This is a genomic window from Streptomyces sp. NPDC002935, assembly GCF_040611295.1.
Classification (GTDB): Bacteria; Actinomycetota; Actinomycetes; order Streptomycetales; family Streptomycetaceae; genus Streptomyces.
In genome coordinates, this window is sequence record NZ_JBEXNW010000003.1 from 389,409 (window position 1) to 405,724 (window position 16,316).

The following is a 16,316-nucleotide window of genomic DNA, read 5'->3' on the forward strand; positions in this document are numbered from 1 at the left end:
GGAGGATGTGAGGAAGGTGTCAGGGTGTGGGAAAACCCTCTCACCGGCCGATTCGTGGTCCACCGCGCCTACCATCCGTGGCGTGTGCGCATATGTGCTGGTCGCGGAGGACGACGAGAAGCAGGCGGAGTTGATACGCCGTTCCCTGCTGAGCGAGGGACACACGGCGACCGTGGTCCACGACGGCGGGGCCGCCCTCGACGAGGCCCGGCGGCACCGGCCCGACCTCGTCGTCCTGGACCTGATGCTCCCGGTCGTCGACGGCTTCGGGGTGTGCCGGGCGCTGCGGCAGGAGGACGACATCCCCGTCCTGATGCTGACCGCCCGCTCCACCGAGGACGACGTGCTGCTCGGCCTGGAGCTCGGCGCGGACGACTACATGACCAAGCCGTACAGTCCGCGTGAGCTGATGGCCCGTATCCGTACGGTGCTGAGGCGCAGCGGACGGTCGGCCACCGAGCGGCGGGGCGATCCGGTCGTACGGGCCGCGGGGATCGCCGTGGACCCGGAGCGGCACACGGTCCTGTGCGACGGCTCGCCGGTGGACTGCACCCCGGGCGAGTACGAGATCCTGCTCGCGATGGCAGCCGAGCCCGAACGGGTCTTCTCCCGAAGGCAGTTGCTGCACCGCACCCGCGGCATCGACCGGGCGTCGACCGAACGGGCCATCGACGTGCACATCATGAACCTGCGCAAGAAGATCGAGGCGGATCCGCGGCGGCCGACGCGCCTGCTGACGGTGTTCGGCGTCGGATACAAGCTCAAGGGCGACCGGGCGTGAGCCGCGCCATGCCGCTGCGCAAGAGCCTGCTGGTGCGGCTGCTGATCACCTCCGTGCTCATCGCCCTGTGCTCCGTGGCCGCGACCGCCTGGCTCGCGGTGCAGACGACCACCCGGGCCATCCAGGAGGAACAGGGCCAGGTGCTCGCCGAGGACATGGACATCCTGTCGCAGCTCAGCGGATACGCGGCCACCCATCCCGACTGGTCCGGTGTCGCCGGGACCCTGCGCACGATCTCGGACAGGACGGGCCGGCGCATCGCCCTGACCGGCGGCGACCGCACCCCGTTCGCGGACTCCGCGGCCCGCGGGACCTCGCTGCCGCCCCGGGCCGCGGCCACGATCGACCCGCTGCGTACCGACACCTACACGGAACCCGGAGCCCAGCTCACCGGCATCGATCCCCGCGCGGTGGGTCCGTACCGGCTGCCCGCGACCGAGCGCCTGCGGGTGTCCAAGCTGGCCACGGTGCGCCAACTGTGCTTCGCGCGCAACGGCGTTCAGACCCGCACGGAGCGGATGCCGAGCGGCCGTACCGTCCTGACGGACCTGGACGGGAGGCTCGACTCCGGCTATGTGCCGACCGAGTGCGCCGACGGGCGGCTCAACACCCCCACCTCGACCGAGCGGAAGGCCCTGGACGCACTGTCGGCGCTCACCGAGACGTGCCTCGACCGTCACAAGGTGCACTTCGACCACCCTGTGGCGCTGACGCTCGATTCCACGAGCGGGGCCACCGCGGCCCCCTACCTGATGGGGAAGAGGCCGGGTGACCAGCACGGCGCCCGGGCCCGTACGACGACCGCCTGCGTCGCCGAAGCCCGGCGCGGGCAACTCGCGCCCTACGTCGCCCCGGTCGCGGAACTCTTCCTCGGCACGGGAGACAGGCCCGTCCCGCGTTTCGACATGTCCACGGCCAACAAGGCCAAGGTGTTCGGTGTCGCCGGACTCGTCCTCGCCCTCACCGTGGCCGTTACCGCGCTGGTCGCCGGCCGGCTCGTACGCCCCCTGCGCGCGCTGACCCAGGCCGCGCGGCAATCGCCGGAGCGCCATGTGCGCGTGCCCGTGACCACCCAGGACGAGACCGGTATCCTCGCGCTCGCCTTCAACGAGCTGACCGAGCGCCGCGAACGCATGGAGGCGCAGCGCAAGGCGATGGTCAGCGACATCGCGCACGAACTGCGCACCCCGCTCACCAATATCCGCGGCTGGCTCGAAGTGGCCCGCGACGGCCTGGTCGAACCCGACCCGGAACTGCTGTCCTCCCTGCACGAGGAGGCCGTGGTCCTACAGCGTGTCATCGACGACCTCCAGGACCTCGCGGCGGCCGACGCCGGCACCCTGCGGCTGCACCGCGAGGACGTGCGCGCCGACGAACTCCTCGAACAGGTCGCCGCGGCACACCGCGTGGGGGCGGAGGCCGCGGACATCCGCCTGGTCACCGAGGTGGCCGGCACTCCGTGGCTGGCAGCGGACCCCGTACGGATGCGGCAGGCGCTCGGCAATCTGGTGTCCAACGCGATCCGCCACACCCCGGCCGGCGGCACGCTCACCCTCACCGCCCACGGCCGCGACGGTCAGGTCGTGTTCGAGGTGGCCGACACCGGCGGCGGCATCGATCCGGAGGATCTGCCCAGCGTCTTCGACCGGTTCTGGCGGGCGGAGAAGTCCCGCAGCCGCCGCACCGGCGGCAGCGGTCTGGGCCTCGCCATCGTCCGGCAACTCGTCGCCGCCCACGGCGGGACCGTCTCCGTCGCGAGCGAAGTCGGCAGCGGTACGGTCTTCACCCTGCGGCTGCCCAGCGCGCAGGCGCCCGCCTCGCCCGCCCACGGGTCCGGCTGAGCGACGACCGCTCCGCCGGGTCAGGCCGAACGAGGACCGCACTATTCCCGGTGATCGTGGTGGAGCCGGTACCAGGACCCGTGGTCCTGCTCACGGGAGGGATCTGGTCGCCCCGGCCGGCTCGGCGCAAGGTGGACGCATGCACACCACCGACCAGCCCGATACCAGGAGCCGCGTCACGCCGCTGAGGTCGCTCCTGGGAGGCACCTACGTCCCGCGCCGCGTCGTCGTCCGCCCCTCTCACCGGAATACGTTGTCCGAGGAGTCGTCCAGAATCGACGGCTCGCCGAGCGCGGCCTCCCGAGGAACCCGCGACGAGGTCTGATACATCGCCTCGATCTCGGCCGCGTACCGCTGGGCGATCGCGTCCCGGCGCAGTTTCAGCGAGGGCGTCAGCAGTCCGTTGGACAGGTCGAACGGCTCGGGGAGGACGCGGAAGACCCGGATGGACTCGGAGCGGGACACGGTGGTGTTGGCCGCCGCGACCGCGCGCCTGACCTCCTCCCGCAGCTCGTTCTCCTCACGCGCGTCCCGGGCGGGTGTCTCCCCCTTGGCCCGGGACGCGCGCCAGTGCGTCACGAACTCGGGGTCCAGTGTGATGAGGGCGCCCACGCAGGGCCGGTTGTCGCCGACGACGGCCGCCTGATGGATGAGCGGGTGGACCCGCAGCCGTTCCTCGAGAGCGGAGGGGGCCACGCTCTTGCCCCCACTGGTGATGATGATGTCCTTCTTGCGCCCGGTGATGGTCAGATATCCCTCGGAGTCGACCTGACCGAGGTCCCCGGTCGCCAGCCAGCCGTTGCGGAACGAGGCCGAGGTCGCCGCCGTGTCGTTGATGTAGCCCTGGAACACGGAGGGTCCCCACACGAGGATCTCCCCGTCGTCGGACACCTGGACCTCCGTGCCCGGCAGCGGGCGTCCGACGGTGCCGAACTTCTCCCGGCCGACCGGCTGCGCGGTAATGCCTCCGCTGGTCTCGGTGAGCCCGTATCCGTCGTGGACGAAGATTCCGATTCCCGCGAAGAACAGGGCGAGTTCACGATTCAGCGGGGAGCCGCCCGACACCGCGCCGCACACCCGCCCGCCGAGCGCGCCGCGCAGCCGCTTGTACACCGTCTTCTCGTACAGGGAGTGCTGGAGCCGCAGATCGAAGCCGGGGCCCGCCCCCGTGCCCAGCCGCTGGCGTTCCTCGGCCAGGGCGAAGTCCTGAGCCGTGCGCACGGCTCGCTCGAACAACGCGCCGCGACCGGCCCGCTGGGACGCCCGTACGAAGTTCTTGTAGATCCTCTCGAACACGGAGGGGACGGCGTACAGATAGGTCGGCCGGAAGGAGAGCATGGCCTCCGACAGCGCGTCCTCCCGCAGATCGGGCTCGTGCCCCATCAGGATGCCGCCGCGCAGACAGAGCCCTTGGATCATCAGCCCGTAGGCGTGGGAGAAGGGCAGGAAGGCGAGGACGGCCGGCTGTACGCCCGGCGGCGCCGCCGTCTCTCTCCAGCCTTCGAGCAGCGTGTCGCAGGGGCTCGCCAGGCCGCGGTGCGTCAGGGCGCAGCCCTTGGGCTGTCCCGTCGTGCCGGAGGTGTACGCGATGACCGCGGTGGAGTCGGCGAGCACGATGCGGCGCAGCGAGTCGACGGCGGTCACCGGTATCGCGCGGCCGCGCTCCACCAGCTTGGCGATCGCCCCGGTGTCCAGCTGCCAGACATGGCGCAGGAAGGGGAGCGCGGCGCACGCCGAGCCGACCGTCATGACGCCCTGCTCGTCCTCGACCACCACGCCCACGCAGTGCGCGTCCTTCAGGATCCACGCGACCTGCTCGTGCGACGACGTCGGGTAGATCGGCACGATCTCGGCGCCCACCGACCACAGGGCATAGCTGAGCAACGTCCACTCGTAGCGGGTGCGCGCCATGATGGCCACGCGGTCGCCGGGCCGGATGCCGGACCTGACGAGCCCCCGCGCCACGTCGACCACTTCGGCCCACAGCTCGGCTGCCGTCACCTGCGTCCAGTCACCCGAGCGACCCTCGGGGCGGCGCGCGAGCTGTGGCAGATCGGGGGTGGTGTGCGCCGTCTCGTAGAGACTGTCGGCGAGTCCCCCCTGCATGAGTGCCGTTGGCGAGGGAGGAAGGTGGGACTTGTGCATTCGCCGCTCCGGAGTTCTCCTCGACGTGGCCTCACCCCCGGAGGCGTCGATGCCGAGGATTCCCGAATGTAGCCCACCCGGGCGACAGCCCGCGCATCATTCCGGCAGCAGTTCTCCCGCCGCGGATTTTCCGTTCCCCGGACCTTCGCTTCGGTCCCGCGGGAACGCCAACAGCCACCCGTCCGGCCGCCGTTGAGGCCGTCCGCTCCCTCCGGGCACCGCCGATCGGACGGGCGCCGGCCGGATCACCGGGGTTACCCGCTTCAGGCGGCCGTCGGACCGTCCTGGCCCTCGGCCCGTCGGCGAACGGACGCGAGCAGCCGGCGCATGCCCTTCGCGTGCCCGCCCGTGCCCACGACGAGCCGACGGTAGACGCCGCCCGCCGGGCCGGGAAACGCGGCCCGGCTCTCGGCGCGCAGCCGCGAACGGTCCGGGCCGACCTCTTCGATGCGGAAGATCAGGGCGTAGGACGAGAAGCGGTGGCGGCCCCGGAGGACGAGTTCGCTGCCCGGGACCGCGGCGGCCACCCGAAAACCCGGGATGGTGGAGCCCTCCGCGAACGGGCGAGGCCCTGACGCGGCACGGTCGGCGCAGCCGACCAGTCTCGCGTAGCCGGTCGCGCCGGGCCGTGCCCCGGACCGGTCGAGGACCTCGCCCAGGCACCGCCAGAGATCGTCGGTTCCCGCCGCGACGACGGTCGTGTGTTCATCGAGGTACGGCAACGCGTCCATCCGCACAGGGGCCTCCAAGGGGCGGGTTCCGGCCTTCCGGGAACCATGATGGCGCGGTCACGTGAACGGGGAGTCCCGAGAGTCGCGGGAGTCCCGCTCGGAGCGTCGGTGGCGGCTCGGCACGTCGTCGTGCGGTCCGTCCTTCGCCGACTGATCGCCCGTTCACCCTTTCGGGGAGAGGCCTCGTGCTGACAGACTCCGGAGGTGCGCGACTTCGACATGCTCGTCATCGGATCCGGCCCGGGCGGCCAGAAGGCCGCCATCGCCGCGGCCAAGCTCGGCCGTCGGGTCGCCGTCATCGACCGCCCCGACATGGTCGGCGGGGTCTCCATCCACACCGGAACCATCCCCTCCAAGACTCTGCGTGAGGCGGTCCTGTATCTCAGCGGCCTCAGCCAGCGGGATCTGTACGGCCAGAGCTACCGGCTGAAGGAGGACATCACCGTCGCCGATCTGACCGCTCGCACCGAGCACGTGGTCAGCCGCGAGGTCGACGTCATCCGCAACCAGCTCTCCCGCAACCACGTGTCCCTGTTCGCCGGCACCGGCCGCTTCGTGGACGATCACACCGTCGCCCTGGTCGAAGTGAACGGCAACGAAAGGCTGTTGAGCGCCGAGCACATCGTCATCGCCACGGGCACGCGTCCGGCGCGGCCCGGCACCGTCGAGTTCGACGGGCGGACGATCATGGACTCGGACAACGTCCTGAACCTGGAGCAGGTGCCGCGCTCCATGGTCATCGTCGGCGCCGGGGTGATCGGCATGGAGTACGCCTCCATGTTCGCCGCCCTCGGCTCCAAGATCACGGTGGTCGAGAAGCGCGCCGCGATGCTCGACTTCTGTGACGTCGAGGTGATCGAGTCGCTGAAGTACCACCTGCGGGATCTTGCCGTCACCTTCCGGTTCGGCGAGACCGTCGCCGCCGTCGAGCGCCACCCCCGGGGCACGCTCACGGTCCTGGAGAGCGGCAAGAAGATCCCCGCCGACGCGGTCATGTACTCGGCGGGCCGACAGGGACTCACAGACGAACTCGACCTCGACAAAGCGGGGTTGTCCGCCGACCCGCGCGGCAGGATCACGGTCGACGAGTACTACCGCACCGAGGTGCCGCACATCTACGCCGTCGGTGACGTCATCGGCTTCCCGGCACTCGCGGCCACCTCGATGGAACAGGGCCGTACGGCGGCGTACCACGCCTGCGGAGAGCCGGTGAACCGGATGCACGACCTGCAGCCGATCGGCATCTACACCATCCCGGAGATCAGCTTCATCGGCCGGACCGAGGACCAACTCACCGAGGACTGCGTGCCGTTCGAGGTGGGCATATCCCGCTACCGGGAACTGGCCCGGGGACAGATCATCGGGGACTCGCACGGCATGCTGAAGCTGCTGGTCTCGCCCGAGGACCGCAAACTTCTCGGCGTCCACTGCTTCGGTACCGGTGCGACGGAACTCATCCACATCGGCCAGTCCGTCATGGGCTGCGGCGGAACGGTCGACTACCTGGTCGACGCCGTCTTCAACTACCCGACGCTCGCCGAGTCCTACAAGGTCGCCGCCCTGGACGCGACCAACAAGATCCGCCAGATCGACCGCCTCAGGGACTGATCACCGCGGGGGATACCGGGGGGATCGATTTTGTGGTCACGCGCGCCGGACGCCTTCAGGCGGCCGGGCGCCACCCCAGCGCCGGCCCCAGCTTCGTGGCGATGTCGGTGAGGATCTGGACGTAGTCCTCGTGGCCGAAGGTGAACGGAAGGGCGAACGCCACCTCGTCGACCTCCCGGAACGCGGCGTGGGCGTAGAGCTGTTCGGCGATGTCGGCGGAGCTGCCGACGAGGTCCGGCGCGAACATCAGGCGCGCGGGCCCCTGCGGTGTCGTCGTGCGGGGCAGCCGCGCCCGGGCGTACTCCTCGTACCTCGCGCGCTGTGCGGGCGAGGCACTGTCGGTGGGGATCACGACGAGCCCCTGCGAGACACGGGCTCGGTCTCCGTCGGGGTGGTGGTCGCGGAAGGCCCGTACATGGGAGAGCTGGACCGTGGCGAAGTCCTCCGACTCCTCCGCCTTCACGACGCTGCTGGTCAGGAAGTTCATGCCGTGCTCGCCCGCCCACCGCGCCGACCGCAGGCTGCCGCCGCCGTACCACATACGGCGTCCCAGGCCGGGGGAGTGCGGCTGCACGCGGTCCGAGAAGACCTCGAAGCCCTCCACCCCGCTGAAGTCGGTGGCGGGCTTGCCACGCACGAAGTCCAACAGCCGTTCCACGCGCGCGTAACCGAAGTCCTCGGTCTCGGCGGTGTCGGGATAGAGGGCGTGCTTCACCTGCTCGTAGTGCAGCGGCGGGCCGACGCTGACTCCCGGGTTGAGCCGGCCGCCGGCCAGCACGTCGACGGTCGCCAGATCCTCGGCCAGTCGTAGCGGGTTCTCCCAGCCCACCGGGATGACCGCCGTCCCCAGCTCGATACGGCGGGTGCGCTGCGAGGCGGCGGCCAGGACGGCGACGGGCGAGGAGATGCCGTACTGGAGATGGCGATGACGCAGCCACGCGCTGTCGAAGCCAAGCCGCTCACCCAGCTCGATGATGCCGAGGGTGGACTCGTGGCCGCGCCCGGGGTCGTTCTCGTCGAACAGCCCGATCGTCAGGAAGCCCAGCTTCTGCAAGGGGCGTGAGGGCAGTGGCACAGGCTCCTCCATCGTTCGCGGCTCGCTGCGTCGAACACCGGCGCTCTTCGTTCGCGGCACGCCGCGTCGAACATCGGCACTACCGCGCATTCTCGCAGGCGATCACCGGGGCCGGCGGGGAGGACCGGGCAGGTCACGGGGCCACGGCGGAGGGAGCCCGCCGACCACGCCGCGCGGGACTTCGTCAAGGCGCTGCGCGACAGGCGCCGCGCATGGCACCGTGGGCGGAGGGTCTGGCCCGTCGCTCCCCCCGTGGTGACGGGCCAGACCTCTCCGTCGGCCGACCCCTTCGCGCGGTCGGCCGGAGGGACGGTGCGAGGTGGCGGAGCCGCGACGTCCCTCAGTCCTTGATGGCATACGAGCCCACCCCGATGCCACTCCTTTCGACTCCTTTCTACGAGGTTCGAAGCGTCCGAGCCGCGCTGCGGCTCGCCACCCCCACCCGCTCCCGCGACGGCGGGCCCACTATCCGAGCCGCGCACGTGCAGGCCGCCGGACTCGCTCACGCGACGGCGGTGGGCACGAGCCCGGCAGGAAAGCCGCCGGTTCCGGATCTATCGTGAACAACGGCCGGTTCGTGCCGAGCCGGAGGACCCGACCGTGATCGACTCGACGGCGGCCCTGTGCCGTTCCGATGAGGAGGAACCGGATGAGGGGCACGATGCACGCGGTGCGTGGCCACGGGCGGGGCGGCCCGGAGCAGCTCGTCCACGAGATCGCGCCGAGGCCCGTTCCCGGTCCGGGAGAGGCCCTGATCGAGGTGCGGGCGGCATCGGTCACCTCGGGAGAGCTGGATTGGGACGCGACCTGGACCGACAGTTTCGACGGCAACGGCAACCCGCGGCTGCCGATCGTGCCGTCCAAGGAGGTCTCCGGTGTCGTGGCCGAGATCGGCCACGGTGTCGCGGACTTCAGGCCCGGTGACGCGGTCTACGGTCTGATTCCCTTCACCCGGGACGGGGCCGCGGCCGAGTATGTGACCGTTCCGGCGGCGGTGCTCGCCGCGAAGCCGGGGTCGCTCGACCACGAGCGCACGGCCGCGCTGCCGCTCGCGGGTCTCACGGCATGGCAGGGTCTCGTCACCCATGCCGGTGTCACGCCGGGACAGCGGGTGCTGGTGCACGGCGGAGCGGGTGGCGTGGGCTCCTTCGTGGTGCAGGTCGCGGCCGCGCTCGGGGCCGAGGTGACGGCCACCGCCGCGGCCCGGGACGCGGACTTCGTCCGTGGCCTGGGCGCGCGGAGCGTGATCGACTACGCCGGGCAGCGCTTCGAGGACGAGGTGAAGGACGCGGACGTCGTCTTCGACACCGTCGGCGGGGACACTCTGGACCGCTCCTGGCAGGTGCTGCGCCCGGGCGGCGTACTGGTCGGCATCGTCGCGCCGCCGACACCGCCTGACGGGGTGGACGCCCGCGGGGTGTTCTTCGTGGTCGAGCCGGACCGCGCCGGTCTGGAGGAGCTGACAGCACTCGTCGAGGCGGGCCGGCTGGTCCCGCAGGTCGACCGGATCGTTCCGCTGGAGAGCGCCCCGGGGGCCTACGCGGCCCTCGAACGAGAACACCGGCGCGGCAAGATCGTACTGCGCGTCTCCTAGACGGGAGGACCCGCCGGGGGCCTTCCGCCCTCTGTCGTGGGAGCCGTCACACGTGACAGCGAGGGTGAACAAGCGCTTAGATAGTGAGCCCGACCTCGTCCGCGCGTGCTGGAGGCCCCGTTGCTGTTCACATCCGTCGACGACGTCTCCGCACGCCTCGCCGACACGGGCTATCTGGCCTCGCCCGCCGTCGCCACCACGGTCTTCCTGGCCGACCGCCTGGGCAAGCCGCTCCTGGTGGAGGGCCCCGCCGGAGTGGGCAAGACCGAACTCGCCAAGGCCGTCGCACAGGTCGCCGGGGCCCGACTGGTCCGCCTCCAGTGCTACGAAGGCGTCGACGAGTCACGGGCGCTGTACGAGTGGAACCACGCCAAGCAGCTGCTGCGCATCACCGCGGGCCGTGACGAGACGTGGGACGAGACGCGCACGGACATCTTCAGCGAGGAGTTCCTGCTGGCGCGCCCGCTGCTGACCGCCATCCGCGGCGACGACCCCAAGGTCCTGCTGATCGACGAGACCGACAAGGCCGACGTCGAGGTGGAGGGTCTGCTGCTCGAAGTGCTCAGCGACTTCCAGGTCACCGTCCCCGAGCTGGGCACGATCGCGGCGACCAGCCGGCCCTTCGTGGTGCTCACCTCGAACGCGAGCCGCGAGCTGTCCGAGGCCCTGCGCCGCCGCTGCCTCTTCCTCCACATCGGTTTCCCGGACGAGGAGTTGGAGCGCCGGATCGTACGGCTGAAGGTGCCCGGACTCGACGAGGCGCTCGCCGAGTCCGTGGTGCGGGTCGTCGGGGCGCTGCGGGAGATGGACCTGCGGAAGGTCCCGTCCGTCGCCGAGACCATCGACTGGGCCCGCACGCTGCTCGCGCTGGGCGCCGACACCCTCGACGAGAACGTCGTACGCGACACCCTCGGCGTGATCCTCAAGCATCAGGACGACGTACTGAAGGCGGCGGCCAAGCTCGACCTGGGCACTGTGTGAACGCCGCCGTGCCGACGGCCGGGGTCGCGGACCGGCTGACGGGACTGGTCGGCGCGCTGCGCTCGCACGGCGTGCGGATCGGCACCGGCGAGACCGTGGACGCCGCTCAGGCGCTGGAGGCGCTGGGCTTCGCGGACCGTGACCGGCTGCGTGAGGGGCTGGCCGCCACCCTGCTCCACAACCCGGGGCAGCGGCGCGTGTTCGACCCCGTCTTCGACGTGTACTTTCCGCGGGGCGTCGGGGCACCCGACGGCGTGGCACCCGCGGACCGGGACGATCTACGGGACCGTCTCGCGGCCGCCCTGGCGGCCAACGACGCATTCCTCATGGGGCAGTTGGCCATGGAGGCGGTCGACGGTTTCGGCGGCTACGGGGGCACGACGTCGACGGACGGCTGGTCGTCGTACCAGACGCTCGACCGGCTGCGACCTCAGACGCTGATGGCCCGGGTGCGGGACACGGTCCGGGCGGAGGGCGGCGGGGCGGGGTTCACCGACCGGCTGCTGGAGGACGAGATCCGGCGGCGCATCGAGGTGTTCCGCGGGCAGGTCGCGACGGAGGCGAGGCGCCGGATCGCCGAGCGGCGCGACCGTGACCAGATCGCCCGGCGCGCGGTGGCCCCGACCGCCGACCGCGTCGACTTCCTGTTCGCCGGGCGGGACCGGCTCGCCGAACTGCGCAAGGTCGTCCAGCCACTCGCCCGCAAACTGGCCACCCGTCTCGCCGCGCGCCGTCGCCGCGCCAGTCGCGGCAGCATCGATCTGCGGCGGACGCTGCGCGGATCGCTGTCGACGGGCGGGGTGCCGATGCGCCCCGTGCTGCGCAGGCGCCGTCCCGTGCGGCCCGAACTGGTGCTGCTGTGCGATGTGTCGGGGTCGGTGTCGGGCTTCTCGGACTTCACGATGCTGCTGGTGCAGGCGTTGCACGAGCAGTTCAGCAAGGTGCGGGTGTTCGCCTTCGTCAACCGGGTCGACGAGGTGACCGGGCTGCTGGCGCACGGCGCCGCCGACCCCGAGGGGCTGAGCGCCCGGATCCGCGCGGAGGCGACGCTGACGGGCTGGCACGGCAGCAGCGACTACGGCGTCGCGTTCGGCGAGTTCGCCGAGCGGTACAGCGGCGCGGTCGGCTCCCGTACGACCGTCTTCGTGCTCGGCGACGCACGGACGAACATGAGTGATCCGAACCTGCCCGCCGTCCGGCAGCTCACCCGGCAGGCCCGCCGCGCCTACTGGCTGAACCCCGAAGCGCGCTCACAGTGGGGCACGGGCGACTCCGCGGCCCTCGCCTACGCCGAGATCGTGGAGATGTACGAATGCCGCAACGCGCAGCAGCTCAGCGCGCTGATCGGCCGCCTGCTGCCCGTCTGAAGGATCGCGGGACGCGGACTCCGCCGCTCGTCACCGCACGGTGTCACGGTGTTCTGTCAGGGCGCGAGGAGCCTGCGCAGCCATGTGACGCGGGCGGCGCGGGCGGTCCGTGAGAGCGCGGTGTGCGGGGCGAAGGAGTCGAAGCCGTGGAAGCCGCCGGGCCACACATGCAGCTCGGCCACTCCGCCGGCCTGCCAGATCCGCGAAGCGTAGTCGACGACCTCGTCCCGGAAGGTCTCCGCGGAGCCGACGTCGAGGAAGGCCGGGGGCAGTCCGGACAGATCCGAGGCCCGGGCCGGGGCGGCGTACGCGGAGACGTCCGGGCCACCGCGGGCGTCGCCCAGCACGGCGGTCCAGGCGGTCGCGTTGGCCGTACGGTCCCAGGCGCCGATGCCCGCCATCTGGTGGGCGGACGGAGTGTCGTTGCGGTCGTCGAGCATCGGATACATCAGGACCTGCCCGAGGGGCCGCGGCCCCTCGCGGTCCCGGGCGAGCAGGGCGAGCGCCGCGGTGAGGCCGCCTCCCGCGCTGGCGCCCGCGACGACGATCCGCTCCGGGTCGCCGCCGAACTCCCCGGCGTGCCGCGCCGTCCACCGCAGACCGGCGTAGACGTCCTCCACCCCGGCTGGGTACGGGTGCTCGGGCGCCAGCCGGTACTCCACCGACACCACGACCGCGTCCAGCTCCCTCGCCCATTCCAGGACGATCTCCACCCCGGCCCGGTTGCTGCCGAGGACCATGCCGCCGCCGTGGGAGTGGTAGATCACCGGGCGCGGCCCGTCCTTCGGGGGCGCGAGGGGTCTGATGACGAACAGCGAGACGTCCGGAGCGCCCTCTGGCCCGGGAACCGTCAGGTCCATGGTCTCGAAGGTGCCGCCGTCGGTGAGGTCGTACGCGGGCACCGCGAGTTCCGGTCCCGCGCGCAGGGCGGCGATGTCCTCCAGGCTCGGCCCGGACGGCGTGGACGGGCCGACCGCCGCGAGGGCGACGCCGAGTTCGGGGTCGAACGGGGGCGGTACCGACAGCATTGACGTCTCCTCGCGCTGAGCCCGGCGGCTCGTTCGACCATGATCGGCGCCGGACTCCCGGACCGGGAGCCGCCGTGTGGCGGAACCTGCCCGCGTTGTGGCGGGCCATGCCGTCGGGATTCGTCGCGCTGCCCAGGACCGCGCGGTGAGCTCTTTCCAAAGTGACGGCGATGCCGAGTCGGAGCGACCGCAACATCCTCACCGCCATAGCGGGTGGCAACGGCCCGGGGCTGCTTCAGCGCGTGCGGCGGTGTCCGGACTCCTCGGGCGGAGCCACAGGTTCAAGGGCCGGGGCGACTGCCGACGAAGCGCGCCGCGTCAACGCTCGGCCCTCTTCGTCAGGCTCCGTCCCGGCCAGGCTCAGTCCGACGGCGCCAAGGGCTCGGTCCGGTGCAGTGCGTTGGCGAGCTGGACGCGCGACTGGACACCGAGCTTGCCGAAGACCATGCGCAGGTGGGTGCCCACGGTGTTGACCGACACGTTGAGTTCGACAGCGGCGGAGCGGTTGGAGTGGCCGTCGGCGATCAGCCGCGCGACCCGGCGCTCGGCGCCGGTGAGGGAGTCCCAGCCCGTCTCGGGCCGGTGGCCGGCCGTCGGCCAGTGTGCGCGCCGGGCGCCGGCGTCGCGCATGACACGTTGGACGGCGTCGCGGTAGACCCTGGCGTCCATCCGGTGGTAGTCGTCCCAGGCCCGGTCGAGCAGGTCGAGCGCATGGTCGCGCTGTCCGGCGGCCAGGAGCGCGCGTCCGTAGACGTCCGCCCCGTAGGCGCGCAGGATCGGCCGGGGACTGCGGGCGAGGACTCCGGCGCTCTCGGCGAGCATGGCCAGGTCGCCTTTCGCACGTCCTCGAAGGCTCAGTGCGACTCCCTCGAAGCTCGCGACCCCCGGGTTGCGTGCCGCGGCGAGTTCGGCGATCTGGACCACGATCTCGGCGAAGGCTCCGTTCGCTCCGGCGGTTCCGATCTCGAAGAACAGGCCCATCCAGCACGGCCACAGCGGCCAGTAGCTGCAGGAGCTGACGGCTCCGGCGGCTACCGGCTGGACGACTTCGATCGCCTTGGCGACGTCGCCCCGGCCTGCCGAGAGCCAGCCTCGCATCACGGTGAGACCGGGGTCGCGCACGCCGTCGTCCGCGTCGACGAGTTGGCTGCTGCGGTTGAGGAGATCTGCTGCGCCTTGGGTGTTGCCGCGCAGCAGCTCGATGGAGATCTGCACGATGAGCGCGTCGAGTGCGTACACGCCGCTGCCGAGTTGTCGGCCGAGGTCGACCAGGGTCCGTGCTGTGGCTTCGGCGTCGTCGCTGCGGCCGAGGTTGAAGTCCTGCCACATCTGGGCGCAGTGGAGCGCGGGCAGGATCGTGCGGGTGCTGTGCCTGCTGTCGGATCTCACTTCGTCGAGCAGGAGTTGGGCGTGGTCGTAGCGGTCGAGGAACTGCAGGGAGGTGATTTCTTCGGCGAGCTGGACGGGTCCGATGAGCGCGCGCAGTTCCCGGAAGCTGCTCAGGGCTTCCTGGTGGCGGCCCTCGTTGCGGGCGGCCTCGCCGACGGCGTGCAGGGCCAGGACGAGGGCGTCCTTGTCCTGGCACGCCTTGGCGGCGTCGAGCGCGGCCGCGGCGTCGCGCGCCGCGCTGTCGCCGGCGGTCAGTCTGGTGTTGGCCAGGGCACGTGCGGCGGTGAGGCGGGCGCCCACTGCGGGGGTGACCGAGTCTGCGGCAAGTACCGGTTCGATGCGTGTCAGGAGTTCGCCCAGCCTGCCGTCGAGCCAGAGCGCTCGTGCGGCGTCGCTCTCGACAGCGCCGACCAGATCGGCGTCGTCCACGTGGGCCAGGATGGCATCGGCGACCGCCACGGCTTTCCGGGCCTGCTGGGTCTGGCACAGCACGGACAGGCAGCGCCGGCCGAGGCCGAGCCATTCGTCCTGGTCCGGGCGCACGGTGCGGAAAGCGAGCGCGGCCAGGTCGCCCGCGTCCTGGGGGCTGGCGGTGGCCAGGCTCTCCGCCGCCGCGATCAGGATCAGCGCGCCGGCCGCGTCTCCGCGGGTCGCTGCCGCCCGGGCGTGCGGCGCTGCCAGCAGGGCCTGCCCGGCGTTCAGGTGGTGTTCCGCGAGGCGGCGGTGCAGGCTGCGTACCCTCCTGCCGGGCATGGCTGCGAGCACCGCCTCGCGCACCAGGTCGTGGCTGGGCAGCACCGTCTGCGCGGTGACGGTGATCAGCCCGGAGTCGAGGGCAGCCGCGAGTGGCCGGCCGCGACCTGAGTCGACGTGCTCCGCCACCAGCCGCAGCGCATCCTGCGCGGCCAGCGCGCGCCCGCCCACCGACACCATCTCGACGAGGGCGCGCGATGCGCCGGGTAGGTCGGCCAGCCGGCGGGCGATTGCCGCGCCGAACTCCTCCGGCACCGTGTCGGGCCTGCCCTGCGTGGCCGCGCGCACGAGGTTGTCCAGGACGTCGATGGCGAGCAGCGGGTTGCCGGCCGAGGCGTCGAGGAACCGACGGGTGCGTGCGTCGGGCGGGTGCCCGAGACGGTCCTGCGCGATGGCGGCCAGATCGCTGCTCGTCAGGGGTGTGAGGCGGATTTGCTCAAGGCGGGTGTGCACGGAGCCGAGGACGTCGGCGTCGTCCTCGCGCGTGGTCAGGAGCCAGACCACGGGGAGCCCGAGCAGGCGGGTCAGAAGCGTGCGGATGACGAACTTGCTGACGCGGTCGGCCCACTGGACGTCGTCGATGGCGATCAGGACCGGCTTCCTCGCCGAGAGGCTCTCCAGGGCGGAGGCGATGCGCTCGACCAGCAGCAGCGGTTCGTCGGCGGCCTCCACGACGCGCTCGTAGTGCTCGGCGGTGACCAGCGGCTCGCGGCCGGCCCGCAGCGCCGTGATCACCGGCGCCCCGGGGCTGACCTGTTCGACCGGATCGCAGACGCCCAGGGCCGACTGGACCTGCATCCGCTCGGCCTGGCGGGACACCTCCGCGAGGAGCGCACTCTTTCCGATGCCCGCTGTTCCGCTGACCAGCACCACTCCACCGGAGCCGTGGCGGTGCGCGGCGCGGATCACTGCCAAGGCGCGTTCCATCGGCTCGCTGCGGCCGCGCAACGGTTGGGGCTGCATGCGCATCACTCCTCACTCCCACGCTGCTCGGCCGTATCGATCTGCGTTCGCGTGGATCCC

Annotated in this window: 11 protein-coding genes; 6 read left to right on the top strand and 5 right to left on the bottom strand. The window is 71.7% G+C overall.

The features are described from left to right. Positions 1-82 precede the first annotated feature (82 nt). Complete coding sequence (locus ABZX90_RS05765) at positions 83-781, top strand: response regulator transcription factor (RefSeq protein WP_355201715.1); 699 nt, start codon at positions 83-85, stop codon at positions 779-781. Then, entirely contained in the window at positions 778-2,622 is a 1,845-nt protein-coding gene (locus tag ABZX90_RS05770; RefSeq protein ID WP_355201717.1) for a HAMP domain-containing sensor histidine kinase, read from the top strand. The genes ABZX90_RS05765 and ABZX90_RS05770 overlap by 4 nt, the downstream gene beginning before the upstream one ends. Before the next feature lie 240 nt (positions 2,623-2,862). Here the strand turns inward: ABZX90_RS05770 and ABZX90_RS05775 are convergent, their stop codons facing one another. Together ABZX90_RS05775 and ABZX90_RS05780 are read right to left on the bottom strand one after the other, a co-directional pair. Beyond that, positions 2,863-4,728: an AMP-dependent synthetase/ligase gene (locus tag ABZX90_RS05775; protein ID WP_351133421.1), complete on the bottom strand. Its 1,866-nt coding sequence runs from the start codon at positions 4,726-4,728 to the stop codon at positions 2,863-2,865. Positions 4,729-5,030: 302 nt separating this feature from the next. Further along, positions 5,031-5,504 carry a hypothetical protein gene (locus ABZX90_RS05780; RefSeq protein ID WP_351133423.1) on the bottom strand — a complete coding sequence of 158 codons (474 nt, stop codon included), beginning with the start codon at positions 5,502-5,504 and terminating at the stop codon, positions 5,031-5,033. A gap of 198 nt (positions 5,505-5,702) precedes the next feature. Between ABZX90_RS05780 and sthA the strand changes: the two genes are divergently transcribed. Further along, complete coding sequence (gene sthA, locus ABZX90_RS05785; protein ID WP_355201720.1) at positions 5,703-7,106, top strand: Si-specific NAD(P)(+) transhydrogenase; 1,404 nt, start codon at positions 5,703-5,705, stop codon at positions 7,104-7,106. Between the two features lie 55 nt (positions 7,107-7,161). Here sthA and ABZX90_RS05790 read toward each other — a convergent pair whose 3' ends face one another. Further along, positions 7,162-8,181, bottom strand: coding sequence for an LLM class flavin-dependent oxidoreductase (locus ABZX90_RS05790; RefSeq protein ID WP_355201721.1), 1,020 nt, complete (start codon positions 8,179-8,181; stop codon positions 7,162-7,164). 649 nt (positions 8,182-8,830) lie between these two features. Between ABZX90_RS05790 and ABZX90_RS05795 the strand changes: the two genes are divergently transcribed. The 3 genes from ABZX90_RS05795 (at position 8,831) to ABZX90_RS05805 (ending at position 12,123) form a co-directional block, all read left to right on the top strand. After that, the gene (locus tag ABZX90_RS05795; RefSeq protein ID WP_355201723.1) at positions 8,831-9,775 is read left to right on the top strand and encodes an NADP-dependent oxidoreductase; all 945 of its coding nucleotides are present in this window, start codon (positions 8,831-8,833) and stop codon (positions 9,773-9,775) included. A gap of 123 nt (positions 9,776-9,898) precedes the next feature. After that, positions 9,899-10,756, top strand: coding sequence for a MoxR family ATPase (locus tag ABZX90_RS05800; RefSeq protein ID WP_355201790.1), 858 nt, complete (start codon positions 9,899-9,901; stop codon positions 10,754-10,756). Beyond that, complete coding sequence (locus ABZX90_RS05805) at positions 10,753-12,123, top strand: VWA domain-containing protein (protein WP_351133431.1); 1,371 nt, start codon at positions 10,753-10,755, stop codon at positions 12,121-12,123. Before ABZX90_RS05800 ends, ABZX90_RS05805 begins: the two co-directional genes overlap by 4 nt. 56 nt (positions 12,124-12,179) lie before the next feature. Here the strand turns inward: ABZX90_RS05805 and ABZX90_RS05810 are convergent, their stop codons facing one another. Beyond that, positions 12,180-13,151: an alpha/beta hydrolase gene (locus ABZX90_RS05810; protein WP_351133433.1), complete on the bottom strand. Its 972-nt coding sequence runs from the start codon at positions 13,149-13,151 to the stop codon at positions 12,180-12,182. Between the two features lie 360 nt (positions 13,152-13,511). Beyond that, a complete protein-coding gene (locus ABZX90_RS05815; RefSeq protein WP_355201726.1) occupies positions 13,512-16,256 on the bottom strand; it encodes an AAA family ATPase in 2,745 nt (914 codons plus the stop codon). Between the last annotated feature and the right edge of the window lie 60 nt (positions 16,257-16,316).

What these genes read in the sequence shown, in the direction of transcription:
- ABZX90_RS05775 (WP_351133421.1), bottom strand. Translation starts at nt 4,728, where the DNA reads ATGCAGGGGGGACTCGCCGACAGTCTCTACGAGACGGCGCACACCACC.
- ABZX90_RS05795 (WP_355201723.1), top strand. Translation starts at nt 8,831, where the DNA reads ATGAGGGGCACGATGCACGCGGTGCGTGGCCACGGGCGGGGCGGCCCG.
- ABZX90_RS05810 (WP_351133433.1), bottom strand. Translation starts at nt 13,151, where the DNA reads ATGCTGTCGGTACCGCCCCCGTTCGACCCCGAACTCGGCGTCGCCCTC.
- ABZX90_RS05815 (WP_355201726.1), bottom strand. Translation starts at nt 16,256, where the DNA reads ATGCAGCCCCAACCGTTGCGCGGCCGCAGCGAGCCGATGGAACGCGCC.